The 25,776-nt window shown below is 43.0% G+C and carries 15 protein-coding genes; 11 read left to right on the forward strand and 4 right to left on the reverse strand.

What is annotated here, in order from left to right:
* The first annotated feature begins 72 nt into the window (after positions 1 to 72).
* Together AABK40_RS22300 and AABK40_RS22305 are read left to right on the forward strand one after the other, a co-directional pair.
* Positions 73 to 1,074, forward strand: a complete 1,002-nt coding sequence (locus AABK40_RS22300) for a PorP/SprF family type IX secretion system membrane protein (protein ID WP_338399449.1) — start codon at positions 73 to 75, stop codon at positions 1,072 to 1,074.
* Entirely contained in the window at positions 1,074 to 2,933 is a 1,860-nt protein-coding gene (locus AABK40_RS22305) for an OmpA family protein (protein WP_338399450.1), read from the forward strand. Before AABK40_RS22300 ends, AABK40_RS22305 begins: the two co-directional genes overlap by 1 nt.
* A 282-nt stretch (positions 2,934 to 3,215) precedes the next feature.
* Here AABK40_RS22305 and AABK40_RS22310 read toward each other — a convergent pair whose 3' ends face one another.
* Positions 3,216 to 5,492, reverse strand: coding sequence for a TonB-dependent receptor (locus tag AABK40_RS22310; RefSeq protein WP_338399451.1), 2,277 nt, complete (start codon positions 5,490 to 5,492; stop codon positions 3,216 to 3,218).
* Positions 5,493 to 5,927: 435 nt separating this feature from the next.
* On the opposite strand from AABK40_RS22310, the gene AABK40_RS22315 reads away from it, so the two are divergent.
* From AABK40_RS22315 to AABK40_RS22340, 6 genes are all read left to right on the forward strand, one after another.
* Positions 5,928 to 6,188 (forward strand): VF530 family protein, encoded by a 261-nt coding sequence (locus AABK40_RS22315; protein WP_332922654.1) that lies wholly within the window; start codon positions 5,928 to 5,930, stop codon positions 6,186 to 6,188.
* A 313-nt stretch (positions 6,189 to 6,501) separates the two neighbouring features.
* Complete coding sequence (locus AABK40_RS22320) at positions 6,502 to 7,083, forward strand: porin family protein (RefSeq protein WP_338399452.1); 582 nt, start codon at positions 6,502 to 6,504, stop codon at positions 7,081 to 7,083.
* Between the two features lie 316 nt (positions 7,084 to 7,399).
* A complete protein-coding gene (locus AABK40_RS22325) occupies positions 7,400 to 7,978 on the forward strand; it encodes a porin family protein (protein WP_338399453.1) in 579 nt (192 codons plus the stop codon).
* 207 nt (positions 7,979 to 8,185) lie between these two features.
* Positions 8,186 to 13,720, forward strand: a complete 5,535-nt coding sequence (locus tag AABK40_RS22330; RefSeq protein ID WP_338399454.1) for an alpha-2-macroglobulin family protein — start codon at positions 8,186 to 8,188, stop codon at positions 13,718 to 13,720.
* Between the two features lie 48 nt (positions 13,721 to 13,768).
* Entirely contained in the window at positions 13,769 to 16,084 is a 2,316-nt protein-coding gene (gene pbpC, locus AABK40_RS22335) for a penicillin-binding protein 1C (protein WP_338399455.1), read from the forward strand.
* 524 nt (positions 16,085 to 16,608) lie between these two features.
* Entirely contained in the window at positions 16,609 to 16,977 is a 369-nt protein-coding gene (locus AABK40_RS22340; RefSeq protein ID WP_338399456.1) for a PAS domain-containing protein, read from the forward strand.
* A gap of 39 nt (positions 16,978 to 17,016) precedes the next feature.
* Here AABK40_RS22340 and AABK40_RS22345 read toward each other — a convergent pair whose 3' ends face one another.
* Positions 17,017 to 17,562 carry a hypothetical protein gene (locus tag AABK40_RS22345; protein WP_338399457.1) on the reverse strand — a complete coding sequence of 182 codons (546 nt, stop codon included), beginning with the start codon at positions 17,560 to 17,562 and terminating at the stop codon, positions 17,017 to 17,019.
* Positions 17,563 to 18,291: 729 nt separating this feature from the next.
* Here AABK40_RS22345 and AABK40_RS22350 point away from each other — a divergent pair.
* The 3 genes from AABK40_RS22350 (at position 18,292) to AABK40_RS22360 (ending at position 23,977) form a co-directional block, all read left to right on the forward strand.
* A complete protein-coding gene (locus AABK40_RS22350) occupies positions 18,292 to 19,800 on the forward strand; it encodes an IS1634 family transposase (protein WP_338399458.1) in 1,509 nt (502 codons plus the stop codon).
* Between the two features lie 937 nt (positions 19,801 to 20,737).
* Positions 20,738 to 22,327, forward strand: a complete 1,590-nt coding sequence (locus AABK40_RS22355) for an ATP-binding protein (protein ID WP_338399459.1) — start codon at positions 20,738 to 20,740, stop codon at positions 22,325 to 22,327.
* A gap of 54 nt (positions 22,328 to 22,381) precedes the next feature.
* Complete coding sequence (locus AABK40_RS22360) at positions 22,382 to 23,977, forward strand: ATP-binding protein (RefSeq protein WP_338399460.1); 1,596 nt, start codon at positions 22,382 to 22,384, stop codon at positions 23,975 to 23,977.
* A 226-nt stretch (positions 23,978 to 24,203) separates the two neighbouring features.
* Here AABK40_RS22360 and AABK40_RS22365 read toward each other — a convergent pair whose 3' ends face one another.
* Positions 24,204 to 24,626, reverse strand: coding sequence for a response regulator (locus AABK40_RS22365; protein ID WP_332922647.1), 423 nt, complete (start codon positions 24,624 to 24,626; stop codon positions 24,204 to 24,206).
* Positions 24,619 to 25,773 (reverse strand): sensor histidine kinase, encoded by a 1,155-nt coding sequence (locus AABK40_RS22370; protein WP_338399461.1) that lies wholly within the window; start codon positions 25,771 to 25,773, stop codon positions 24,619 to 24,621. The genes AABK40_RS22365 and AABK40_RS22370 overlap by 8 nt, the downstream gene beginning before the upstream one ends.
* Positions 25,774 to 25,776: the final 3 nt, after the last annotated feature.

Genomic DNA, 25,776 nt, shown 5'->3' on the forward strand with positions numbered 1-25,776 from the left:
ATAATTGAAATAGGAAAAAGTTGAAGATGACTTGAAGACATTAAGCAGTCGCATAAATATTTTCTCAAAACCATGACTCCTATAAGAAAAAGCATTACAATATTAACAGCACTGATCCTGCTGATGTGGGTTCCTGCGCATGCCCAGCGAAAACTGTTGCAGTCCCAGTATATGGTGAACTATATGCAAGTCAATCCTGCGGTGGTAGGGCTGAACCGTTTTACGGAATTCCGACTCTCGGCCAGGAATCAGTGGGCAGGGGTGAAAGGTGCACCGACGACCTATTTTGGTGGTCTGAATATGCCGATCAACTACCATAAAACAGCCCATGAAGAAAATCAGGAGCTGTATCAGGATGTGGTGGGCTATGATGAACGCCCGCACCACGGCTTCGGAATTTCCGCCATGAACGATCAGGTGGGGGTTATCGAGCAGGTCCGTGCCTATGGAACTTACGCTTATCACCTGCAACTTACACCCAAAATTATGCTCTCCACAGGGCTTTCCATCGGGGTAATCAATACCCATGTCAATCGTGATGAGATCGTACTTTACGATAAAAATGATACTGCGGTGGATGAAATTCAGGATGCCGCCCGTGCCGATTTGCAGGTGGGATTCTGGTTGCATTCGATCAATTGGTTCGCTGGCTTCTCCACCTTCGAGATCAACAGAAACAATGATTTTGGCAAGAAAGATGTGCGTGTTCACCCAGCGTATTACCTCACGGGTGGTTACCGTTTTGTGCTTAGCCGTGATATCGATTTTATCCCTTCAGTAATGGTCCGTTCAGCAAGTTTGGAGGAAAATGCCCTTGATTATAACTTAAAAGTACGTTATCAGTCCATTCTTTGGGCAGGGCTTTCCATGCGTGGGGTCAATTATGGGTTTGATCCGAGCGAGTTGGTATTCCTTTGCGGGGCCGATCTGCGTAATGGCATCACTTTCGCTTATTCTTACGACTATCAAATGTCGGAAATCAAAACCGTATCGCACGGATCGCATGAATTTACCGTCGGCTATGCCCTTCGGGGAAAAAGACAAAGAAGACTTAACCGCAGAAATTTCTGGTAATGAACTCATTTTTAAAACTTTCAGGGGCAAGCCTTTTGCTGATTTTCAGCCTGCAGGCCAATGCCCAGATCAAAAAAGCCGAAGCACTTTTCGATCAGGATCAGTATGCTGAGGCGGTGCCTTATTTTCAGCAGGCACTTGAAAAAAACGATAAAGCAGCGATACGTTATGAGTTGGCTGTCTGCTATTTGAAAGACAACCAGCCGCAACAAGCCCTCGAACTTTTCGAGCAGTTGCTGCAAAAAGGGGCGCATAAAAAATTGCCTTTATTGCAGTTTGATTATGCACAGTGCTTACAAAAAGTCGGGGAGCAGAAGTTGTCTAAAGTTGCTTATGCGCAGTTTTTACAAACCATAGAAGACCACCGGGTGCCACTCGAAAATCACAATGATCTAAAAGAAGCCGTGGCAATTGCGCGACGTGCGCTGGAGCCCAAGCAGGGTGAAGTAGCAGATTCCTTGCGGTATTCCACCACGCATTTTCATGAACTTGAAGAGCTTGGGCAGGGCTATGGTCGATTTTCACCGAGCCTGTTGCCAGGCCGAGCGTCCTTTATGGCGCATAAAGAAAAGGAAAGTGGAGAAAATGCCTATCGTTCTTTTGTGCTGAACAATAAAAAATGGCAAATGTCTGATGTTTCGCTGCCCAGTGTAGCGGTAGAAAATCATCAGGGGGGTGGGTGTCTGAGCCCTGACGGGAACACCTTTTACTTTGTCAAAAGGGCAAAACGAAAGCCGAGTCAGATTTATATTGCCCACAAAAAGAATGGACAGTGGCAGAAAGCCAAAGTGATGCGGGACCTGATCAATGACCCATATTATGATAATATTTCACCACAGCTTTCACCGACAGGCGATACCTTGTTTTTTGCAAGTAACCGCCCACAGGGAAAAGGAAAATTTGATATTTATTTCGCACGAAAAGGGAAAAATGACCACTGGGGTAGAGCGCATAATCTGTCGGCAGTGAACACCGAGGGAAATGAAATCAATCCGTTTTTCGATGGGAAGTATCAGCAGTTGGTATTCTCAAGCGACGGATATGGGGGAATGGGCGGATACGACATGTTCGTTTATCGTCCGAAAGAAGATGTGGTGGCCAATCTTGGCGCTCCCTATAACAGTGAAAATGATGATTGCAAGCTCGCAGTATTGCGCTCACAGGAACGGGTGATTTTCAATTCAAACCGAACGGCTGTGGAAGGCTTCAAATTGTATGAAGCAGATTTGTTCCGCATCATCGACAGTCTGATTGTCCGTGGACGCGTGCTCGATTCACTGGCTCAGGCACCAATGATGGCCAAGCTGACTTTTACCCTGCAAAATGCACAACATGAGGATTCGCTGGTCAACATTAATCTGACCACAGATTCTACTGGGGCTTTTGAATTCAAACTGCCCAAAGCCGTGCGTCAGTATGCAATTGTTGCTTCTGCAGATGGTTATGTGACTAAATTGGATACCCTGAAAACACAGGCTTCAGACACTTTGGTGAATCAGCTCATTGAGTTGTCGCCTGTTATTCCTGATGCTTTCGATGAACGCATTTATTTCGATTTCGATAAAAATACGATCAAGCAGGTATATGTAAAAGACCTTCAGGACTTGATGGATTTCTTACAGAAACGACCAAACATCAATATTGAAGTTCAGGGATACACCGACAGTTATGGCTCGAAAGCCTATAACATCAAACTTGGTGAACGCCGTGCGAAAGCAGTGCAAAAATATCTGGTCGAACATGGGGTAGATCCAGCTAAATTGACCACCAAGTCATTTGGGGAGGATCATCCGTTTGAGTCTAACAAAACACTCAAAGGACGAAAGGCCAACCGCCGCGTTGAATTTGATATCAAATAATCAAAAGCAGAAACATAAAAGCTTGAAAAGCAACCCTATTAGGGGTTGCTTTTTTTGTCCAAAAAGGAAATGGGTCGTGTAAGCCTGCTCAACAGTCGCCTAATATTATATCCACAGATTACATTTTGTCGCCATCGTCCTTTTGGATTCAAGGGATTCCTTCATCAAAAAATTAGGGGTAATTTGGGGTTCTGCCAGTCGTTTGTCGCTGATAATCAGCGGATCGCATCCAGCTCCTCATCAGTAACAAACACTCACAGTTTAATCTTGGTTCCTTACTGATCAGATGTTAAATCGTAAACCGATGAAATAAGTCCTTGGACGCAATGGACCGTACACATAGCCTGCATCACGGTCAGCCCCTTGGTCAAAGTCATTCTGGAACTGATTGAAAATATTCTGTACACCTGCCTCAAGGGTCATTTTTGACTCATCCACAGGGAACTGATAAGCCAGCTTGATGTGCTGGGTGAAAAAATCCTGTACGTTTTCCAGACGATCCTGCTCAATATAGCCTGCGAAATGGCTCACCAACATTTTCCCCGTATAATTTCCGGCAAGGTTGATGGTCCAGCGGTCAGTGGGCATATAGCTCAAAGTGTAGAAGCCATAGAAATTGGGTGTTCGCAAGAATGACTGCTCTCCAGCAACGCTTTCGTCTTCCGACCATGCCACGGCTTCGTCAAAAGTAGATTGCTGAAATGTGGCACCCGCCTGCATCAGTATTTTATCACTATAAGCATATTTTGGGGCCACAGATACGCCAGTAATTGTTGCTCCTGCGCCATTTCTTCGCTCAAAAATTTGATTACCCTGATCGTCGCGGCCGTTGGCTTCAATAATAAATGCATTTTTGTGTCTGGTCAGGAAGCCGTCCACGGTAAGGCTGAACTGATTGTTTCCTACCGATTTGCTGTAGTCCCAGGATACGGTGTAACTATCAGAGTATTCCGCATCCAGGTCCTCGGCATTATAGATCATCTGCATATCACCACCCACGGCAGTAATGTGAAGGTCTTCATCAAAAACCTGTGGGCCACGGAATCCACGGGCATAACCCAAACGCATCTGAAAATTCTTCTGAATATCATATAGTAAACTGAATCTTGGGTTGAGGATAATAGGATCTACTTCACTGTGATGGTCGAAGCGCAACCCAGCATTAAATTTCAGCCCTTCGATAATGCTCCAGTCAATTTGGTTGTACCAGCCCACCTGTTGGATAGTTTGATTGATATCACGATTGTAGCCTGGCATCTGATCTCTTAAATCTTCCTGAAGGAATTCTGTTCCACTGGTGAAAATCGCTGATCCACCTAAAAAATGATCCAAATTACCCACGTACTGCAGGCCGCTCACGAAGTTATTTCCCTTGGTGGTTCCGTAGGCATTTTCATCCATTCCAGCACCATAATAACTGTCGCGATCAGTGGACTGATTGGAGGCGTAGGCGGAAAATTTATGCTTTCTGTTCTTGGTAAATTGCTCGTAGGTGATGCCTACATTTTTAATATGGTGGGTAGTCATTTCCGTGATGTCCGTCTCGTGTGGTTGCAACTCAAATTTGTTACCGCCACGTCGGTTTTCATAAGTATAACCCGCATTTAAAATGACTTTGCTATAGGCCGAAGGGGTATAAAAAGCTTTCATGTTCAAAGCGGTGGCATTCATTTGCCCGATTTCTGAAAAGCCATCACCATCAGCATCCCAGTGGTCGCGCTCACGGTGAAATCCTTGCATGGAAATTCCCGATTTGTAGCTGTCGCTAACCACATTGGCGCCAAAGCTGTAAGACTGATCTCGTGCCCCCTGATCGTTCACCATTTGGTTTGAAGATACCTCTACGTCGTTCTGAATAGGGTTTTTAGTGATCACATTGATCGTTCCTGCAATGGCATTTCCACCATAAAGCGCTGAACCACCCCCACGTACCACTTCAACCCGTTCGATCATGTTGGTAGGAATTTGCTCGAGTCCATATACTGCATTCAGTGAGCTGAAAATAGGGCGACCGTCGATCACAATTTGCGTGTAGGCCGTTTCCAACCCATTCATTCTTACGCCTGTGAAGCCACAGTTTTGGCAATTATTCTCGACAAATAAGCCTGGCTGAAAAGCCAAACCGTCCACCAATGATACCGCCTGCACCGCCTCTAAAGCTTTGTGGTCAGTAACCTGAACAATAACAGGCGCTTCTTTTCTGTTCATCGCGCTTCTGGTGGCCGTTACCACGACCTGATCAAGGCCTAAAATATCTTCCTGAATTTTGTAGGTTTTTCGTGTGTGTCCGTCTGCCGCTTCGATGGGCTGCTGGCTTGTTTTATAGCCGATGCCCTGAATTTGAATTTTCGGGCTGGCAGTATTGGAATAGTCAAGGTCAAATTCCCCTTTTTGGTTCGATGCTGTGGCATTGTTTGTTCCAACTTGCAGGATGGTGATGCCTACAAGTGGCTCATTTTTTTCGTTGGTGATTTTGCCATGCAAACATTTTTGTTGTGCGTGCAATTGACCAAAAGGTAATAATAAAATCGTTAGTAGGAATAAATAATGTGATTTCATGATGCTGGATTAAATGATAGCACAAATGAAATAATTATTCTTATTGATTCTAAATAAAAATAATAAAATATACACCAAAGTGATAAAAGTCATAAAGCAAAATAATAAATATCATGGAATCGGGGTGCTTGAAGTGTGAATACAGAATATTTACGATTCCATTCTACTGATTGAACAATAATGATGCTTATTATTTAACAAATATTATATAGCTACTGAAGGCTTATCTTGTTATTTATTAGCATAAATATTTAATGCTTTGTAGTGGGGAAATCGAATAATACTTGCTGCGATCTACAGCAAGATGCCAAGATTTTTTAACAGTTGCTTTGGCAGACCTGTTTGGGCGATTTCTCAATTGACGCTTCTGAGAACATTCTCATTCGTCGAAAATGGAGGAATTGTCTTTTTTTGGTTCGACGAATACGCACAATTATGACTACCTTTGAAAAAAAAGCAATGGCGGAAAATAATGAACAGGTGAATAATCCTCTGCATGGGGTGAAATTGGCGGATATGGTTGAAGGCCTGGTGGCTTGGTATGGTTGGGATGAATTGGGGGAGCGCATCAATATTCGGTGCTTTAATTTTAATCCTTCCGTAAAGTCAAGTTTGAGTTTTTTAAGGAAAACGCCATGGGCAAGGGAGCGGGTAGAAGGCCTATACCTTAAAATGTTGCGGGATCAGAAAAAGTAAATGCTTGTACAAATCTCTGATAGGTGATCTATGATCAATTTGCTATAACGATCAGTGGTGTTGATGACGCATGTTAAAAATAATGTATCAGACGGTATGAACCTTGCGTGAAACACGGTTGCATCAAGACAAATAGATCACCCTTTCAAGTTTCTATTCCTTATAAATATTAAATGAGGCAATCATCTGGGGGAGGCTATCGGTATCGATGGATTCTATTGATGTAGGTATTGACAGGAGTGATCGGATATTTTTTTGTTTTAGATGCAACGGATGTAAATTTGTATCAATCAACAACAAAAAACCTATATTTATGAGATTATTAGCATTATTTTTTACTTTTTTTATATGTTCTTTACGGCTTCAAGCGCAGGAAATTCAAGTGGGACTTCGAACAGGTTTGAATGTTGCCAATGTTACTGATCTAAATGCGGAGGCGCGTTTTGGCATCAGTGCTGGAGTCGTTGGAAATTTACCCTTAACCGATAAAATTTTCATTCAGCCGGAATTGAATTACGATCAGCAGGGAGCGGTGGAGAAAGGTTCTATTCTCGGTGAGGATTTTCAGGTCCGATATAAACTCAATTATATCAACCTGCCAGTGATGTTTAAATATTATGTTGAGGGGGGATTTTTTCTTCAAGCGGGTCCACAATTGGGCTACCTGATAAAAAATGATATGAATATCGAGGGAGAATCCTCAGGTATATCGTTTGATCTGGATGATACCAAAAAGTTTGATTTTTCCCTCGGTCTGGGTGCAGGATACCAGTATGGAAATTATTTTGTGGATGCACGGTATAAATTTGGTCTGGTGAATGTTTATGAAATAGATAACAGTGAGGACAATTTTCAAAATAGGGTCTTTCAGTTGTCATTTGGTTATTTAATATAGGGCCTATTTTGAATCAGAATGATTATTTGGCCTGCAGATGAGTGGGGGTAGGTGTGTAGAAACAAAGAGTGTGGCTTTAATTTGTGCTCTTGAATAATTCATTAACGTGTGGTATCCAAAAGTAAGGATGGCTAAATCAGGTCTGCAATATTAAAACTGCTCAAACGCCATGTTTATTGAGCGAATGTCTGATTATGGCGGATTTACATCAACAAATACACGGGTATGGGTATTGTTAGGATTAGTTGGAATTTATTTTGTTTTCAGGCTATTGTACTTAACTTGGTATTTGATTTTTAACAAAAACCTATACTTCATGAAAAATGCTGTCTTATTTTTTATCTTTTTTTTATTCACATTTCACCTTCAAGCACAAGGGTTACGAGCTGGATTAAATGTATCCAACATTTCTGATTTAAATACAAAATCCACATCAGGGTTAAGTATTGGTTATGTTTTGGGCTCTGATTTAGACGATAAAATTCATCTGCAGTACGAATTTAATTATGATCAACTGGGGGCCGTTAAACAAGGAAGTGGGGCCAACGATGACTATGTGATAACTTATAATTGTAACTATCTTACTACAGCTTTAACGGCTAAATTCTTTGTTGTTGAGGGACTTTACTTTCAGGCAGGCCCTCAAATAAGTTATTTATTAAAGAAAGAGGCAGAGAAAGAAGGGGACTTTCCTGAGGAGGAATTTGATATGGATAATATAAGTAGTTTCCCAATATCGTTCATGGGGGGGATCGGATATCAATACAAGAATATAGCGCTTGATGCACGATATAGTTTGGGGATTTTGGATGTTACTCATGCTATGAGTGGTAATGAAACAGCTACCAAATATCAAAATAGGGTCTTTCAGTTGTCATTTGGTGTATATATGTAAATGCCTGACAATGGCTAAAGATGTTAACCTGTTCTTTATAAGGACAGGTTTTTTTTATCCTTGAACTCCTTTTAAACAGCCTAAATCTTAGGAAGGTGGTCGGTCTTTGAGCTCAGGGAAATATAATATTCGACATATATTAATATTCAAAGTAAAATAATTAACTTTAGTATTATTTATTGTGACTTTAATCATCAACCTGTACTCATGCGATTTTTTTTATGGAGCCTGATGGCATTGCCTTTTCTGTTTTTTTCGTGTACACCAACACCGAAAGAGGCACAACAACTTAAAGAGGTGGTTTATAACCCCAAAGTGGTAGCATTTACTTCTGGTATGGTTTCCCGAAAATCAGAAGTGATCATTCGTTTCTCGGAACCTGTAGCAGAAGCACAGGCAGGGGCGGAAGCCGCTTCAGACATTATGAAAATTTCCCCATCGATAAAAGGGGAGTGTTATTGGGTCGATCAGACGGCCTTGGCATTTCGGCCATCCTCGGCCATGGCATCCAATCAGCAATATGAGGTCAGGGTGCGATTATCCAAGATTTTCCCGGAAGGTGGCGATGATTTTACCTATCAGTTTAGAACCATTCCGCAGAACTACCGACTTTCTGTGGGTGCTGTTGCAGAGGACCCGTCGAGCCCGAAACTTCAGGTGCTTGAGGGGACGTTGGTGCTTTCCGATTATGAAGAAAAAGACAAAGTAACTACGGCAGTAAAGGGTTGGCAGGAGGATGAACCGCTGAAAATTGAATGGCAGCAGGGCACGGTAAAGAATCAATATACTTTTAAAGTGAAAGGCATTGAACGGAAGGCTGCCACGGAAGAGGTGAAGATATTGGTGGATGGTCAGGCTTTGGACATTCAGAAGAAGGAGGAAAAAACGGTTAAGGTGTTTGGCCTGAAGGAGTTTGAGGTTACGGAGGTGAAGTCTGAATTTACAAACCATAATAGGATTGTTCTTTCGTTCAGTGATCCTTTGGCAACAGATCAAAACTTGAAAGGATTGATTACAGCCAATAAAACAGGTATCAAAACTAAAATTAGCGGCCATCAGATTATTGTCTATTTTAAGTATAAGCACAAAGGCGAAATCCGACTTAAAGTACACGGTGGTATAAAAAATAAAGCAGGTGTTACCCTTAAGGGGCAGCGGGTTTATGATTTTTCTTTCGCCTCCAATGATCCCAAAGTGGCGTTTGTCGGTAAAGGCAATATTATTCCGCAGTCTGATGGTTTGGTGATTCCCTTTAAGGCCGTGAGTCTGAAAGCTGTTCAGCTTCAGGTCATAAAAATTTATGCTTCCAATGTGGGGCTGTTTTTACAGGAAAATGGGCTGAGTGGTCACCAGAATGTCAAACGCGCTGGGCGACTGGTGCTAAAACGGACCATTCCCCTGAACACCAACCGTTCACTGGACCTGAATGAGTGGAATACCTTCTCCGTAGATTTGGCGCAATATATGGAAGTGGAGCCAGGGGCAATCTATCGGGTGGGTTTCAAATTTTCGCGTAAGCATACTATTTTGCCATGTGCTGATGTAGAGGAAACGACGAGTTTCGATCAGGACGATGAGATTACCGATCAGGAGATGGCTTATTATGACGGACCCTCCGCACCCCGAAGCTTGTGGGATAATTATTATGACTATTCGGATTATTACAAAAACCGGAAAAATCCATGTCATGAGGCCTATTATGGTAGCAGTCAGTTCCCTTTCAAGAATATTCTTGCTTCCAATTTCGGGATCATCGCCAAGAGCGGCAGCGTGGGAGAGGTGGTTGTGGCCGTTACCGATCTGCGTTCTACGGCGCCACAAAGTGGTATTGAAGTTACTTTGTACAATTTCCAGCATCAGGAGATTACCAAAGGCATGACCAACAAGGAGGGACTTGTACGGTTGAACAATCACAAAATGACCCCTTTTCTGGTGGTTGCCAGCAAGGGGGATCAAAAAGGATATTTGCGGATTCCTCATGAAAAAGCATTACCGACAAGCCAGTTTAATGTGTTTGGGGAGACTGCTCAGAAAGGACTGAAAGCATTTTTATATGGCGAAAGAGGGGTTTGGCGACCAGGAGACACACTGTTTGTCAGTGCCATTATTGAAGATAAAGTCAAGGCATTGCCTGCTGAACACCCCTTGATTTTTTCGGTGGATAATGCAAAGGGGCAACAAGTTTTCAGAACTGTTCAGCCACAGCGAAGGGACCACTTTTACCTCTTTAAAGTGCCTACTGATGCCAATGCACCGACAGGAAACTGGAAGGCAACCCTTACGGTAGGTGGTGCGCATTTTGACAAATACCTTAAAGTAGAGACTGTTAAGCCCAACCGACTGAAAATTAAACTGGACTTTGGAACCGATCGACTGACTTCCGTGAAGCAAGACATCAATGGCACCATGAATGTTAAATGGTTACATGGGGCTACGGCTCAGCATCTGGAAACAAAAATGATGGCCAGCCTTAAAGCTATACCCACCCGTTTCGATAATTTTAACGACTTTTCCTTCGACGATCCATCAAGGAAATTTGAATCGGAATCAGTAACCTTTTTTGAAGGAAAGCTCGATGCCAAAGGGCAGGCGGCCATTAAGGGCAGCTTGCATACCAACAGCGTTGCACCTGGGATGTTGAGTGCAAGTTTTACCACCCGTGTATTTGAGGAGGGTGGCGACTTCAGTATTGATCGACTGACTATACCTTATAGCCCTTATGCGAATTATGTAGGATTGCGCATTCCTGAGGGGGACAAACGGGGCATGTTGCTGACGGGAAAAGAACACCATATCGATGTGCTTCGGCTGGATGATAACGGGAAACCATTTTCTCAGGCGCAGTTGCATTATGAGATTCTGAAAGTGAACTGGCGATGGTGGTGGGAGCAAGGCGAGGATAATCTTGCCCGTTACCTGTCGTCGCATAGCCGTACGCCTGTAAAAGAAGGCTTGGTGAAGCTTACCAACGGAAAAGGACAAATTGATTTTCAGATTGATTACCCCGAATGGGGACGGTATTTGGTAAGGGTAATGGACCCTGAAAGTGGACATGCCGCAGGGCAAACCATGTATGTGGACTGGCCGGGTTATGCCAATAAGCCTAAAGGTGCCGCTACGGGATCTGCGGAAATCATGACCCTTTCAGCCAAAGCAGACCAATACAATGTGGGCGAAAAAGCGGAAGTAACTTTTGCTTCGGCAGCGGGTGGCCGCGCCTTGGTCAGTATCGAAAATGGCAGCCGGGTATTGAAGGAATATTGGGTAGAAACCCAGAAGGATTTTACCCCATTTTCTTTTGAGCTCACCCCGGAAATGGCACCAAATATTTATGTCAATGTAACGATGGTGCAGCCGCATCAGCATACAGAAAACGACCTGCCCATCAGAATGTATGGACTGACGCCCATCCTTGTTGAGGATCCAGCCACTCGGTTGTTGCCCGAAATCAGTATGCCCGAAACCTTGGTGCCTGAGCAGGAATTCAAGGTGCGGGTATCGGAAAAAAATGGGCTTCCGATGACCTACAACCTTGCTGTTGTGGAAGATGGCTTGCTTGATCTCACTCGTTTTAAGACCCCTAAACCGTGGGACTATTTTTATGCCAAGGAAGCTTTGGGTGTCCGTACCTGGGACATGTACAATTATGTGCTGGGAGCCTATGGCGGAAAAATGGAGCCGGTGCTTGCGATTGGAGGGGATGGTGACCTGAATAGAAAGCAGGCCAAAGCCGATCAAAACAGATTTGTGCCAGTGGTGAAGGTGCTTGGTCCTTTTACCCTTGAAGCGGGGAAAGAGCAGGTGCATCAGTTGCGTATGCCACAGTACATTGGTTCGGTGCGTACAATGGTTATTGCCCGGCATGAGGCCAAATATGGCACAGCAGAACATACCACGCCTGTTAAGCAACCATTAATGGTATTGGCCACCCTGCCACGGGTATTGGGCCCTGGGGAAAAACTGCGCCTTCCTGTAACTGTTTTTGGGATGGAAGATCAGCTCGGGACAGTGGATGTAAAACTGTCAGTAACGGGACCCCTGAAAACGACTTCCAAGCTGCAACAGGTTCATTTTAAAAAGATGGGAGAGCAAATGGTTTTCTTTGACCTGGAGGTAGCCAAGGCGTTGGGCATGTCAAAAGTGATGATCGAGGCAAAATCAGGCAATGGTCTTGTGGCCAAGCACGAAATAGCTGTTGAAGTCCGAAACCCGAATCCGCCGATGGCCAGGGTTTTTGCACAAACCCTTCAGGGGGGAAACAGCCGTATTCCTTTTGAATTACATGGCATGGCGGGCACCAACAAGGTATCGCTTGAAGTTTCTTCCTTGCCGGCGATCAACCTGACCAAGCGGATGAATTACCTGATCAGGTATCCGCACGGTTGCGTGGAGCAAACTACGAGTGGAGTATTTCCGCAGTTGGTGCTGGGGAATTTTGTGGAGCTGAGTGTTGATCAGGAAAAAGAAATTGAGAAAAATGTGAAGGCCGGCATTCAGCGGCTGATGTCGTTTTTGTTGCCCTCAGGAGGGTTGACCTACTGGCCAGGAAGTGGACTCAGGGCGAACGAGTGGGGAACAAATTATGCCGGACATTTTTTACTTGAAGCGGAAAAGAAAGGCTACGAGGTACCTTCCTCCTTTAAGTCGAAATGGCTGGAGTACCAATCCGACAAGGCCAGCCGATGGGAGCAGGGGAACGGAAATAATGATTTTGTACAGGCTTACCGATTGTTTACCCTCTCATTGGCGCAGGAGCCGAACAAGAGTGCGATGAACAGGATGCGTACCATGAGTGGATTATCTTCAGAAGCAAAAATGAGACTGGGGATGGCTTATGCACTTACGGGCACACCCGAGGTAGCCAAAACGCTGATGCATGAGGCAGCTCAAAATTCTGCAATGCAAAGCAATAATGATCAGGCCACCTACGGGTCGGCATTGCGGAATCAGGCCATGGCACTTGAGGCTCTTTTGGAAATTGGCGATATGGATGCGGCAAAACCGTTGATCCTGGAAGTCGCGGAACAACTCGGCCGGGACCAATGGTACAGCACACAAACGACGGCCTATGCGCTGTTGGCGATCAGTAAAGTGGCTAAAGAGGGGGCGCCGAAAAGCATGACTTTCGAGTACGCACTCAATAAGGAACCGTCGGTCAGTGTAAAATCTGAAAGGGCATTCTATCAGGTGGAACTTGCCGCAGAAAAGCAAAATCAGGAGTTGCTGATTGCTGCCGATGATGATCAGTTGCTGTTTGCAAGGGTTATTGTTAGCGGTGTCCCGTTTGGGGAAGATCCTACGGAATTGCACAAGAACCTGCAACTGAGGGTCAATTATTATGATCTTGAAGATCACCCCATTGAGGTGGACAACATTGCGCAGGGCATGGATTTCAAGGCGGTGGTGCATGTCAAAAATACGGCACAAATGCGCCAGTTAAAGGACATGGCCCTTACACAGATTTTCCCTTCAGGCTGGGAAATCCATAACAGCCGACTGGATGCTTTTGCCGACAATGCCAAATATGACCGACCGGATTATCTGGATATCCGTGATGACCGGGTTTATCAGTATTTTGACCTCAAGGCTGGGGAAGAAAAATCGTTTGCACTGCTGCTGAATGCCAGTTATCAGGGGCAATATTATTTGCCTTCAGTGAGTTGCGAAGCGATGTACGACCGAGAAGTTACGGCCAGAAAGCCCGGCAGGTGGATCAAGGTAATGGCACAAAACGAACTGTAAATGATGGCCATCAGGCGGTACTGCAAGTTTTAAAAAGGGAGCAGGAGGATGAAAGGGAAGCGTTATATTTTATTATTGATGATGGGACTGGGTTTTTATTTCGCCCTGCCCTCACGCTTGTTTGATGTGCCGTATTCTACGGTGATTTATGATCGCGACAGCCTGTTGCTTGGCGCCCATATTGCGGCAGATGGACAATGGCGCTTTCCCGCTTCCGAACGACGATCATTCAAGTATGAGACCGCCCTGCGGCTTTATGAAGATGAATATTTTGATGTTCACCCGGGGGTTAATCCATTGGCAATAGGCCGTGCCACCTTGCAGAATATTCGGGCAGGTCGGGTGGTCAGTGGTGGCAGTACACTCAGCATGCAGGTGGTTCGCATGGCTACAAACCACCCCCGAACCATTCCTTACAAGCTGCTGGAAATATTGCAAAGCCTCCGCCTCGAGTTGCGTTATTCAAAACAGGAAATATTGCGGCTTTATCAGACCCATGCCCCTTATGGGGGAAATGTGGTGGGAATTGAAGGGGCAAGCTGGCGCTATTTTCAGCGTAATATTCAGCAGTTATCGTGGGCGGAAAGTGCCTTGCTTGCGGTATTGCCCAATGCTCCGGGGCTGATTCATACCGGGAAAAACCGGGCAATACTTCTACGGAAGCGCAACCGGCTGCTGGTCAAATTGCGAGATCACGGCCTGATGGATTCGGTGAGTTGCCGGCTGGCGATGGATGAACCGATTCCGGCGCATCCGCATGCACTTCCACGTCTGGCTCCCCACCTGCTTGAACTTTGCCGCAAGCAGGGAGAAGGGCAGGTGCATTATCTCCATTTGCAGAAAAATGTGCAGGCTAAAATCAATGAAGTGGTGCGGTGGCATCATGATCAACTTAAGCGCAGTGAAATACAAAATATTGGTGCGATTGTACTGAATGTGCAAACCAATGAGGTGATGGCTTATGCTGGCAATATTGAGGGCGCACCCCATGAGCACGTAGATATGATTCAGGCGCGCCGCAGTACGGGCAGTATTCTGAAGCCCTTTTTATATGCAGCCGCTTTGGCTGATGGACAAATCATGCCCCAGGCGCTGGTGGCAGATGTGCCGCGTTATTATAAAAATTTTACGCCCAAAAATTATTCAAAGACATTCGACGGTGCTGTTCCGGCTGATGAGGCACTGAGCCGATCGCTGAACATTCCTGCGGTGGACATGCTAAAGGACTATGGTGTTGGGAAATTTCATGCCGATTTACAGCAATTGGGCATGAGCACCCTCGAGCGGCCAGCGGCACATTATGGGCTTTCGCTGGTGCTTGGTGGTGCGGAAGTAAAGTTGTTCGATTTGGTGGGAATGTATGCGGGCATGATGCGCAAAATGGATTATTTTTCCAGACACAGCAGTCAGTACCCCGCAGAACAGTTCCCTGCGCCCTATATATTCAGGCAGCAGCAATTGCCTTTGCCTGCCAACACTCAGCAATCGGCGATACTTACCGCAGGAGCGATTTATCATACCTTCGAGGCCATGAAAAATGTCCGCAGACCTGCCGAGGAATCTGGCTGGGAACAATTTACCACCCATCAGCAGATTGCCTGGAAAACCGGTACCAGCTATGGTCTTCGCGATGCCTGGGCGGTTGGTGTGACGGCAGATTATGTGGTGGGGGTATGGGTAGGCAATGCCAATGGGGAAGGACGATCGGGGATTGTCGGAGGCCTTGTCGCTGCGCCTGTGCTGTTTGATATTTTTCGTGGGCTAAAGGTGGATCGCCAATGGCAGGTGCCTTATGGTGATTTATCGGAAATGCGGGTGTGCAGCCAGTCAGGATTTAAGCCCAACCCTTACTGTCCTTCAGTAACTAAATTGGTCAATCTGGCAGGAGCAAGAACGGAAATTTGCCCCTATCATGTGCAGGTTCACCTCGATGAAGAAGAGCAATATCGGGTTTCCTCGACTTGTTATCCCACTTACAAAATGAAACACCAAAGCTGGTTTGTTTTGCCCCACGTTATGGAATGGTACTATCAGCAAACCCATGCACTGTACCGAAAATTACCCGCCTGGAAAAACACCTGCCTGCCCGATGGGCAACAGCCGATGGCCTTTATTTATCCGCAGAAAAACAGGCGCTTGTGGATGCCCAAAGATCTCGATGGAAATTATCAGCAGGTGGTCTGTAAGGTTGTCCATCAATATCCGTCAAAAAAAATATTCTGGCATTTGGATGATCAGTTTTTAGGCACCACCAATGGAGTGCATGAGTTGGCCATAGCCCCGATGTCCGGGAGACACCTCTTACAGTTGGTGGATGAAGATGGACACAAAATTCAGCAGTATATTGAGGTCGCATCGCGCTAAAATGAGGAGCTTGGATCGTTGTAGAAAGGCCATTTGTTTTCAGTCGGGAGTGTGGTGCTCTGGATGACCAGTAGGTTTTGTGCTTGATGGGAAGTTATCTGCGCGTCAAATTCCCCCCATCGCTAATTGCCTACTCGAAGGATCAACTATTGACAAGTGAAAGGGCCTGCTACTTCACCGCTTTCGTAGCACTACGATCCAATTGTTGTCGGTCCTTGAAAATTTTCGAATACGATGTCAGATTGATGAAGCCGATAAAACGGAAGGTCACATGGATGGATCGTACCGCTATTGTACTAATTCAGGTGAACTGTTCATCAGCAAACCAAGCAAATAGCCTTGATAATACAATTTAATCATCGGCATATAAAAGCAGGAAGTTAGCAGGTAATATTATGAGGATGTTTTTCCCTTTTTTAAGGGATTGTTACTTAAATTGTTATTAACTTAACCGCTAAATAAGGTGCTCTGATTACTCATAGACCTACCTTTTTGACCATCAAAAATTTTTGACTTAGACTGACATGAACGACTTTTCAATTAGTAAAATGCTTGACAATATGCCCATTGGCGTCTTTATTTTAGAGTTAATTGATCGTGATACCATGGAATTTCGGAACGTTTATGTCAACAATACCAATTCTAAAATTGTAGGTGCGGACCTCGAAGCCACCATTGGTAGGACACTGCGGGAGTCTTTTCCAGAGGCTTATAATTATGGCCTGCCTGATAAATATATGGAGGCGCTCAGAACGCAGGAGAAAGTGGTGATCGGTGAAATGCAATATGAGGATGGAACGATCAAAAAGAATACTTTCTTCCTTGAGGTTACCCCGCTCGATAGTACCCATGTGATGTTGACTACCGAAAATATCAGCAGGGTAAAACCTTAACAAAAAAGGCCTTTCTAAATCTATAGAAAGGCCTTTTTTTTAGTTTATAAAATAAACGGTTCGTTTCTGCTGATCAGGAACACCGATAATATTGTTCAGGTAATCGGTGGTATGCTTCATCGCTCCTTTTTTGATATACCCCTCGGACTGTGGCATTTTACAGGCCCATGCACCGGAAGGAAGGCTGTTTTTCAGGTCAAGGATTTTTGCCACGGTATGGTTTCCTGTAATGATGTAGACCTGCTGATAGCTTTTCGAAAGCGACAGCACCTCAGGCATATTTTCTTTGGTCAGTACAATTACCTTGGCAGCCTTTTGCTCCAGTTGTTTCTGAAAGGTGGTGACAGGATTTCCTTCCAGTTTGGTGATCGCTGTAAAATCCTGAAAAACAGTGTTCGACTCCGTAGAAGCAGGCAATGTCGCCGTCGGTTTTACCTCCGCTTGCGGTTGGTCTTCTCCTTGGATGGCAGGCGCAACAGCAACTGTGTTGGTGTTTTCTGGCGTTGAGGTGGTTGCTTTTTCTTCCTGGCAAGCCACCATGCCGAGCATTAAAATAGGCAAGTATCGTAGGGATTTTTTCATCATATTGATTTTTATAAATTGAGGTTGTGTTTTCGACTGAAAAATCAGCATAATAATATAGTATAATTCTACCAATTACCTGCTATGGTGGCCGAATTTATAGTAATGCTGTAAGCACCAACTAAAAGGATACCACCTATCAGCCGAACAGGAGACCATTTTACCCATCTAATTTTGATAACACTCCGTAATATTTTTAACTTGCAATAGAGCCCTAATTATGCACCTCTCCTACAAAGCCCTAATTATTGATCGATTCGGGTTTTATCCCTGACCCTCAATAATTTGAGTAAAGAACACCTTATTGAAATAGTTTAACTTATTACTGCTCATGTAAAATGGATTACCTTGTTCCATATTTGGGAAGTAATACAGCTGCCAAAGATAAATATACGTGGTTATGAATTTTCATTTTGCTCCGTGATTGACAATGATTAAGTCCTGTAAACTGTTTTGCATCTCGATACAGAAATCCAAGTCGTTATCTTTCATTCACCCGCTTCCCCGTTATTTCAGGATCTGTTGAAAACAATATTTTCCGCCTCTTTTCCCATTCCATTTTGTAGTCCCAGCACAGCCAGACCAAAAATACCCCACGCCAGGGCTGTGCTTGCTCCCCTGTCTTCGCCACCTTTTTTGGTTGATTTTCGCTACACCCTAAAAATCAATCGATTACAATAAAAATAGGTCAAAAGTGGGTGTCCCGTTTCTAAATTTTGCCTAATTTAAGGCATGTTTGTGCGTGAAAAACTCAATAAAAGTGGTAGCATTAGTGTCCAAGTCATCTATAAATCCTCAAAAAAGTACAAAGTTGTTAAGACTTTTGGCTCATCGGCTGACCCAAACGAGATTTTAGCACTTAAAAATGAAGCAAATCGATGGATTCATGGTCAGACTGGTCAGGTTGCCATTAATTTCGATAATCAAAGAACCAAAACTCAACAGGTCCTTGACAAAATAGATCAAGTCAAATCAGTTGGCATTGACCTTCTACTAAATTCTATTTATGACGAAATAGGCTTTAATCTTGTCGGTGATCTCTTATTTCGGAGATTAGTATTTTCTCGCATTGAATATCCTGTAAGCAAGCTAGCGACAACAGAGCATTGGTCGTTAAATCATGGGATGAATGTCTCTGTCAATACTGTTTACAGGCTAATGGATAAGGTTCATTCAGAGTATAAAGAGATATTACAACATCTTAGCTTCGAACACTCGAAACAAGTTTTAGAAGGCGAGGTGAATATTGCATTTTATGATGTAACCACTCTTTATTTTGAAACAGATCATCAAGATGATTTAAGAAAAACAGGCTTTTCAAAAGAGGGGAAACATCAAAATCCGCAAATTGTACTGGGCTTATTGGTTAGTAGAGGAGGCTATCCACTTGCTTACGAAATATTTGAAGGTAATAAGTTTGAAGGGCATACCATGTTGCCTATCGTGGATGAGTTCTGCAACAAATATAATATTACCAAGTTGGTAGTTGTTGCTGATTCAGGGCTCATGTCTAATAAAAATGTAAAAGAACTACTTAATAAAGGCTATGGATTTATTCTCGGAGCAAGAATTAAGAACATGAACAAAGAAGTCAAAGACCAAATATTAAACTTGACTTTGGGTAATGGAGAGTCTGCTGAAATAGCTCAACCTGATGGATTAAGGCTGATTATTACATATTCTGACAAAAGAGCCAAAAAGGATGGTAAAAACAGACAAAAAGGGCTTGATAAACTCAAGAAGAATATTGCATCAGGTAAGCTTACAAAGTCCAATATCAATAACAGAGGCTATAACAAATATTTAAAACTTGATGGCGAGGTAAAGGTGCAGTTAGATGAAGAGAAGTTCAAGGAAGATGGTAAATGGGATGGCCTAAAAGGCTATTTAACGAACGTAGAGGGTAATTCTGATGAAATCATTGCCAATTATGGAGAACTATGGAAAATTGAAAAAGCTTTTCGTATCTCGAAGACAGACTTAAAAATTAGACCTATATTCCATCGGATTCAAAAAAGAATTGAGAGTCATATCTGCATTTCCTTTGTTGCATATAATCTACATAAAGAGTTGGAGAGACAGCTCAATATTAAAGAGGCAGGGCTAAGTCCTGAACAGACAATCAAAATTGCTCGAAGCATTTATGAAATTCAAGTTCCACTATCAGATGGCAGCAAAATAAACAAAGTACTTTTGTTGCAACCAGAGCAGGTAAAATTAGCGGAATTATTCAATTTTTGACTTGGGTGTCCCGATGGCGAAAACAGGAAAAATACCCCACGCCAGGGCTGTGCTTGCTCCGTTTTGAGATATTCCTTGGATCTAAGGCAAAAATTCTTTCTTCATCGGTGAAACACTCAAGTAGGACTGAATTGAATGCCAAATAATCAGGTGACATTTCATGTCTTCTCCGAAATGTACCTTCGTTTTAATCGCTGTTACAGGCAAAATTGGTATGATTATATCGTCCTGGGAAAGACAATAGAATGCGAAAATGGATCAATAAAAATTTCTGTTGCCACCTACTTGTCAGAGATATTTTGTTGCTTCTTGCAGAAGGAGTGTGTGTTTCAATGCTTTTGACGGTGACTTAGTAGGTAGTTTTTAGTGATACAAATTACGAGTCACCATTTTTTTGCAAGTCATCGAAAAGTGTACAGAGTATTGATTAGTGGTTCCTTTGGATTTTCAAAAGGATCAATTGAAAACCAGTGGTAGAATTTTGCTTTACCTTTTCTTGATGAGGATGAATTTAAACTAATTTTGATAGTGAACTTTCGAAGTCATTTTCTGATTGCTTTTCATGACTAAATTCACACTGAGTGGTCAAAGGTTTTGTTGCTGAATCAGCCATTTCTAACTCCTCTTTCAAAGTCAGTTTCAGCTGTTGAAGGTGCTTTTCATTTTCATTGACTCGTTGCTCGGCATCAACGATTGACCACTATTTGCATGGAGGCGCAGAGAAAGGCGAGAGTCTAAAACCAATTTTTGAGCAGGTTATGGCGGTAAACAGCGTGATGGTGATGACGACGATAATTTATTTTAGAAAAAGCGGAAGCGGAGAGCGATGGATTTTGGAGTGGAGATGTAGGTATAATCAATCATTCAGGAATCGTAAACACATCATTTCCCCAAAATTCAGTATCTTTAACCACCATACAAATTAATGGACAACCCCATGAGCCAAAGACAAGCATTACCCATTGGAATACAGACTTTTGAAACCCTTAGATCTTCTAAGGATGATTTTTTGTATATCGATAAAACAGCGGAGATTTATAAAATGACTAAGCTTAGTGTGGGTTACTACTTCCTTTCTCGCCCTCGCCGTTTTGGTAAGTCAATGTTGTGCTCGACTATGCAGGCTCTTTTTGAAGGAAAGCAAGAACTGTTCGAAGGTTTATACATTCATGATAAATGGGATTGGTCCGTGAAACTCCCTGTGGTAAGGATTGATTTGAGTGGTGTTACTTATAAGAATCTTGAAACTGTTGAACAAAAAATTCAGTTTGTCTTGAATTCAAACGCAAAGAAACATCAAATTGACCTAAATACCGATGAGCTATTAGGGTCACAGTTTATGATGTTGATTGAATCGATAGCCGAAAAGTATCAGAATAAAGTCGTCATACTTATTGATGAGTATGATAAACCTATTCAAGACACGCTATCGAATGACGATGACTTGGCTTCAAAATCATTAGATGTTCTTCGTGGATTTTATTCAGCCATCAAAGCCTCAGATCAGTATATCCGTTTTTGCTTCATGACCGGCATTACCAAGTTCACGGGTGTTGGCCTATTTAGCGGTGCGAATAATTTCAATGATATCTCCTTAGATAAGCGATATGCTTCTGTTTGCGGCTTTACTCAAAATGAATTGGACAACTGCTTTGGTGATTACTTCGATGGGGTAAATATGGAGGAGGTTAAGGCATGGTATAATGGCTACAACTACCTCGGGGACAGGGTTTACAATCCATTTGACATTTTGATATTTTTGGACAAAGGGGCTAAGTTCGATAATTATTGGTGGGATTCTGGTCAGCCTTCTTTTTTGACCAAGATGTTCGAGAAAGGAGCGTATGAAACGTATGATCTGGAGAATTTGGAGTTATCTTCTCAAGAGTTAAAACAGTTTACGCTCAGTAAGTTGAACTTACCCTCTTTGCTCTGGCAGGCAGGTTACTTGACGATTACGGAAGAGATTCAGGAGCCTTTTGGCGGGAGTAGTTATGTGCTTGCCACGCCAAATCGTGAAGTTCGGATGACCTTGAATATGCTCTTTTTGATTAGCCTGACTTCGGTAGAATCTAACCGACTTTTGAAAAGAAATGAAGCTGTGCGAAGCTTATTCAAGAATGACTTGAAGGAATTCGAAGCCAGTGTCCGTGCAATGTTTGCCGCCATTCCTTTCAATAATTATGTTCAAAACAACATTCAAAAATACGAGGGGTATTACGCTTCGGTGATGTTCAGTTTTATGGCTGGGCTTGGACTAAAATGCAGAACGGAAGAAACCAATTCAGCAGGTCGGATAGATATGGTGATGGAAAGCCCATCGCATATTTATGTGATCGAATTCAAGGTTAATGCAGCGAAGCCTGAAGGTGATGAAAGAGGAGAAGCCTTGGATCAAATTCATGAGAAAAAATACTATGAACCATATCTAAATGATGGCCGGAAGATTGTGCTTATCGGGATGCACTTTAGTGAGAAGAAAAAGAATTTGGATTGGTTTAGGGCGGAGGAGTTGTTGAGAAATTAACATAGCCTCAAAATTCAGTATCTTTAACCACCATACAAAAAAATGGATAATCCCATGAGCCAAAGACAAGCATTACCCATTGGAATACAGACTTTTGAAACCCTTAGATCTTCTAAGGATGATTTTTTGTATATCGATAAAACAGGGCAGATTTACGAAATGACCAAGCTAAGTGCTGGTTATTACTTCCTTTCCCGCCCTCGCCGTTTTGGTAAGTCAATGTTGTGCTCGACTATGCAGGCTCTTTTTGAAGGAAAGCAAGAACTGTTCGAAGGTTTATACATTCATGATAAATGGGATTGGTCTGAGCAATATCCAGTTGTAAGGGTGGATTTGAGTGGCATAAAATACACTTCAGTTGAAGACTTGGAAAAGCAATTGACCAACTGCCTGATTGATAATTGCCATAAGTTCCAATTGGATTTTGGCAATTTTAAAAAGTCTGGTCATGGCCCACAATTATCAGAGCTGATTCGGACCTTATATGAAAAATTTGAGCATAAAGTTGTCATACTTATTGATGAGTATGATAAACCTATTCAAGACACGTTATCTAATGACGATGACTTGGCTTCAAAATCATTAGATGTTCTTCGTGGATTTTATTCAGCCATCAAAGCCTCAGATCAGTATATCCGTTTTTGCTTCATGACCGGCATTACCAAATTCACGGGTGTTGGCCTATTTAGCGGTGCGAATAATTTCAATGATATCTCCTTAGATAAGCGATATGCTTCTGTTTGCGGCTTTACTCAAAATGAATTGGACAACTGCTTTGGTGATTACTTCGATGGGGTAAATATGGAGGAGGTTAAGGCATGGTATAATGGCTACAACTACCTCGGGGACAGGGTTTACAATCCATTTGACATTTTGATATTTTTGGACAAAGGGGCTAAGTTCGATAATTATTGGTGGGATTCCGGTCAGCCTTCTTTTTTGACCAAGATGTTCGAGAAAGGAGCGTATGAAACGTATGATCTGGAAAATTTGGAGTTATCCTCTCAAGAGTTAAAACAGTTTACGCTCAGTAATTTGAACTTACCCTCTTTGCTCTGGCAGGCAGGCTATTTGACGATTACCGAAGAGATTCAGGAGCCTTTTGGCGGCAGTAGTTATGTGCTTGCTACCCCAAATCGTGAAGTTCGAATGACGTTGAATATGCTCTTTTTGATCAGCCTAACTTCGGTAGAGTCCAATCGCTTGTTGAAAAGGAATGAAGCTGTGCGAAGCTTATTCAAGAATGACTTGAAGGAATTCGAAGCCAGTGTCCGTGCGATGTTTGCCGCCATTCCTTTCAATAATTATGTTCAAAACAACATTCAAAAATACGAGGGGTATTATGCTTCGGTGATGTTCAGTTTCATGGCTGGGCTTGGATTAAAATGCAGAACGGAAGAAACCAATTCAGCAGGTCGGATCGATATGGTGATGGAAAGCCCAACGCATATTTATGTGATCGAATTCAAAGTCAATGTAGCGAAGCCGAAAGATGGCGACAGAGGTGAAGCTTTGGATCAGATTCATAAGAAAAAATACTACGAACCGTACTTGAATGATGGCCGGAAGATCGTGTTGATCGGAATGCACTTTAGCGAAGAGAAAAAGAATTTGGATTGGTTTAAGGCTGAGGAGTTGTCGAGAAATTAACATAACCCCAAAGCCTCAGTATTTTTAACACCAAACAAATAATGGGCAATCCCATGAGCCAAAGAGAAGCCTTACCGATTGGTGTGCAGACGTTTGAAAAACTCAGAGAATCTGATCAGCACGATGTTTCTAAAAAACAAAACCCCTATGGCTTAAATGCCTAAGGGGTCTGATGGGGTGAGGGTCACGATCGTTTGAGATTAACTTTTTATGCATAAGCCTGAATTTAAACCGCAAGTTCAATGTCAAAAAACTGGGCAAAAATCTCTTTGAGCGTTTCCACAGAAAGGGGTTTATTCAGAAATGCACTAATTCTTTCCAGCGCCTTTGCTTGTTCCTGATCATCGGGATTCAGGGAGGTGGTTAGCAGGACGATGACTATGGGGAGTTTTTGCTTGGTGTCAATCTCCTCCAATCTTTCTAAAAATTCCCAGCCATTGACCAGGGGCATATTGATGTCTAAAAAAATCAGATTAGGTAAGGGCTCATGGCCTGCAATACACTGATTTAAGAAGTCAATGCCTTCTTGTCCATTCAACCTGACGTGAATTTTTTTGGCCACGCTCATTTCCTCTAACACCATTGCGTTAAGGAAATTGTTGGCCTCATCATCGTCAATCAATAATACGGAGTCTAATTTTTTATTCATAGTTAAGGTTTTTTGATATTCTAAAACTAAATATACTGCCTTTGCCCAATTCTGAATTTACCCAGATGTCGCCGTGGTGCAAAGTGGTTATTTTCAGGCAATGGGATAAACCAATGCCTGCACCGGGATAGTCCTTTTTATTATGTAGGCGTTTAAAGATGACAAAGATCTTTCTTAAATTATTTTTGTCAATGCCAATGCCATTATCCTTGATATTGAAAATCCAGTCAAACTCTGTTTCCGAATAGGTAACCGTTACCACAGGTGTTCTTTCGGAGGAGGAAAATTTTAAGGCATTGGAAATCAAGTGATAAAATAGCTGATGCAGTTCGAACTTCATGCCTTTTACAATCGGCAAATCCTTAAAAACCAGCTCAGCATTAGATTTCGATATTTCAGCATTAAGCTGTGCTTTGCAGTTCAGCAGAATCTGGTTAGTATCGACTTGTTCAATATTCTGATTTTTACCAATTCGGGTATAATCCAGCAGTGATTTTACCATCAGGCTCATGTTCTTTGCCGCCAAATTGATGAACCGCATGAAAATCTGCGTATCCTGATCACCCAGCATCTGCTCCTTGGTATTCAACAATCCGATATAGCTCTGAATCGTGTTCAGGGGCTCTTGGAGGTCATGAGAAATAACATAAGCAAACTGCTCAAGCTCCCGGTTTTTCAGCTCAAGTTCTTTATTATGTTGTTTTACATTTTCAGCCTCTTTATGTTTGGTAATGTCTACATGCGTCCCAATCATCCTTGTCGGGTTTCCTTCCTCGTCCCACTCAATCACCTGCCCACGACAGTAGACCCAGACAATAGAGCCATTTTTATGAAAATACCGCACCTCATTATCATAAGGGATTTTACCTTTTGATTCGATGTGTTTTTCAAATATCTCATATACGGAAGGCAGGTCGTCGGGGTGAATAATCTTCTGCCAGCTTTCCGGAACATTCTCCATCTCTTCGGGCAGATACCCAAACATCGCCTTGAAAGTAGGGCTCATATATTCCGTATTCTCGGGGATATTCCAATCCCAATAGCCCGCGAGCGTACTTTCCAGTATTTGGTCAAAAATTAATGCTTTGTCAGTAGGTTCATACCTGTTAGCATTCGTTGTTGTGCTGTTTTGGGTATTCATCGCCATAGG

It is taken from the genome of Persicobacter psychrovividus, assembly GCF_036492425.1.
In the GTDB taxonomy this organism is placed as follows: Bacteria; Bacteroidota; Bacteroidia; order Cytophagales; family Cyclobacteriaceae; genus Persicobacter; species Persicobacter psychrovividus.

Excerpts from the sequence above, each read along its gene's own strand:
- AABK40_RS22345 (WP_338399457.1), bottom strand. The coding sequence starts at position 17,562 with ATGATGAAAAAATCCCTACGATACTTGCCTATTTTAATGCTCGGCATG.
- AABK40_RS22370 (WP_338399461.1), bottom strand. The coding sequence starts at position 25,773 with ATGGCGATGAATACCCAAAACAGCACAACAACGAATGCTAACAGGTAT.
- AABK40_RS22325 (WP_338399453.1), top strand. The coding sequence starts at position 7,400 with ATGAAAAATGCTGTCTTATTTTTTATCTTTTTTTTATTCACATTTCAC.
- AABK40_RS22300 (WP_338399449.1), top strand. The coding sequence starts at position 73 with ATGACTCCTATAAGAAAAAGCATTACAATATTAACAGCACTGATCCTG.
- AABK40_RS22310 (WP_338399451.1), bottom strand. The coding sequence starts at position 5,492 with ATGAAATCACATTATTTATTCCTACTAACGATTTTATTATTACCTTTT.
- AABK40_RS22340 (WP_338399456.1), top strand. The coding sequence starts at position 16,609 with ATGAACGACTTTTCAATTAGTAAAATGCTTGACAATATGCCCATTGGC.
- AABK40_RS22330 (WP_338399454.1), top strand. The coding sequence starts at position 8,186 with ATGCGATTTTTTTTATGGAGCCTGATGGCATTGCCTTTTCTGTTTTTT.
- AABK40_RS22320 (WP_338399452.1), top strand. The coding sequence starts at position 6,502 with ATGAGATTATTAGCATTATTTTTTACTTTTTTTATATGTTCTTTACGG.
- AABK40_RS22305 (WP_338399450.1), top strand. The coding sequence starts at position 1,074 with ATGAACTCATTTTTAAAACTTTCAGGGGCAAGCCTTTTGCTGATTTTC.
- pbpC (WP_338399455.1), top strand. The coding sequence starts at position 13,769 with ATGAAAGGGAAGCGTTATATTTTATTATTGATGATGGGACTGGGTTTT.
- AABK40_RS22360 (WP_338399460.1), top strand. The coding sequence starts at position 22,382 with ATGAGCCAAAGACAAGCATTACCCATTGGAATACAGACTTTTGAAACC.
- AABK40_RS22315 (WP_332922654.1), top strand. The coding sequence starts at position 5,928 with ATGACTACCTTTGAAAAAAAAGCAATGGCGGAAAATAATGAACAGGTG.
- AABK40_RS22355 (WP_338399459.1), top strand. The coding sequence starts at position 20,738 with ATGAGCCAAAGACAAGCATTACCCATTGGAATACAGACTTTTGAAACC.
- AABK40_RS22365 (WP_332922647.1), bottom strand. The coding sequence starts at position 24,626 with ATGAATAAAAAATTAGACTCCGTATTATTGATTGACGATGATGAGGCC.
- AABK40_RS22350 (WP_338399458.1), top strand. The coding sequence starts at position 18,292 with ATGTTTGTGCGTGAAAAACTCAATAAAAGTGGTAGCATTAGTGTCCAA.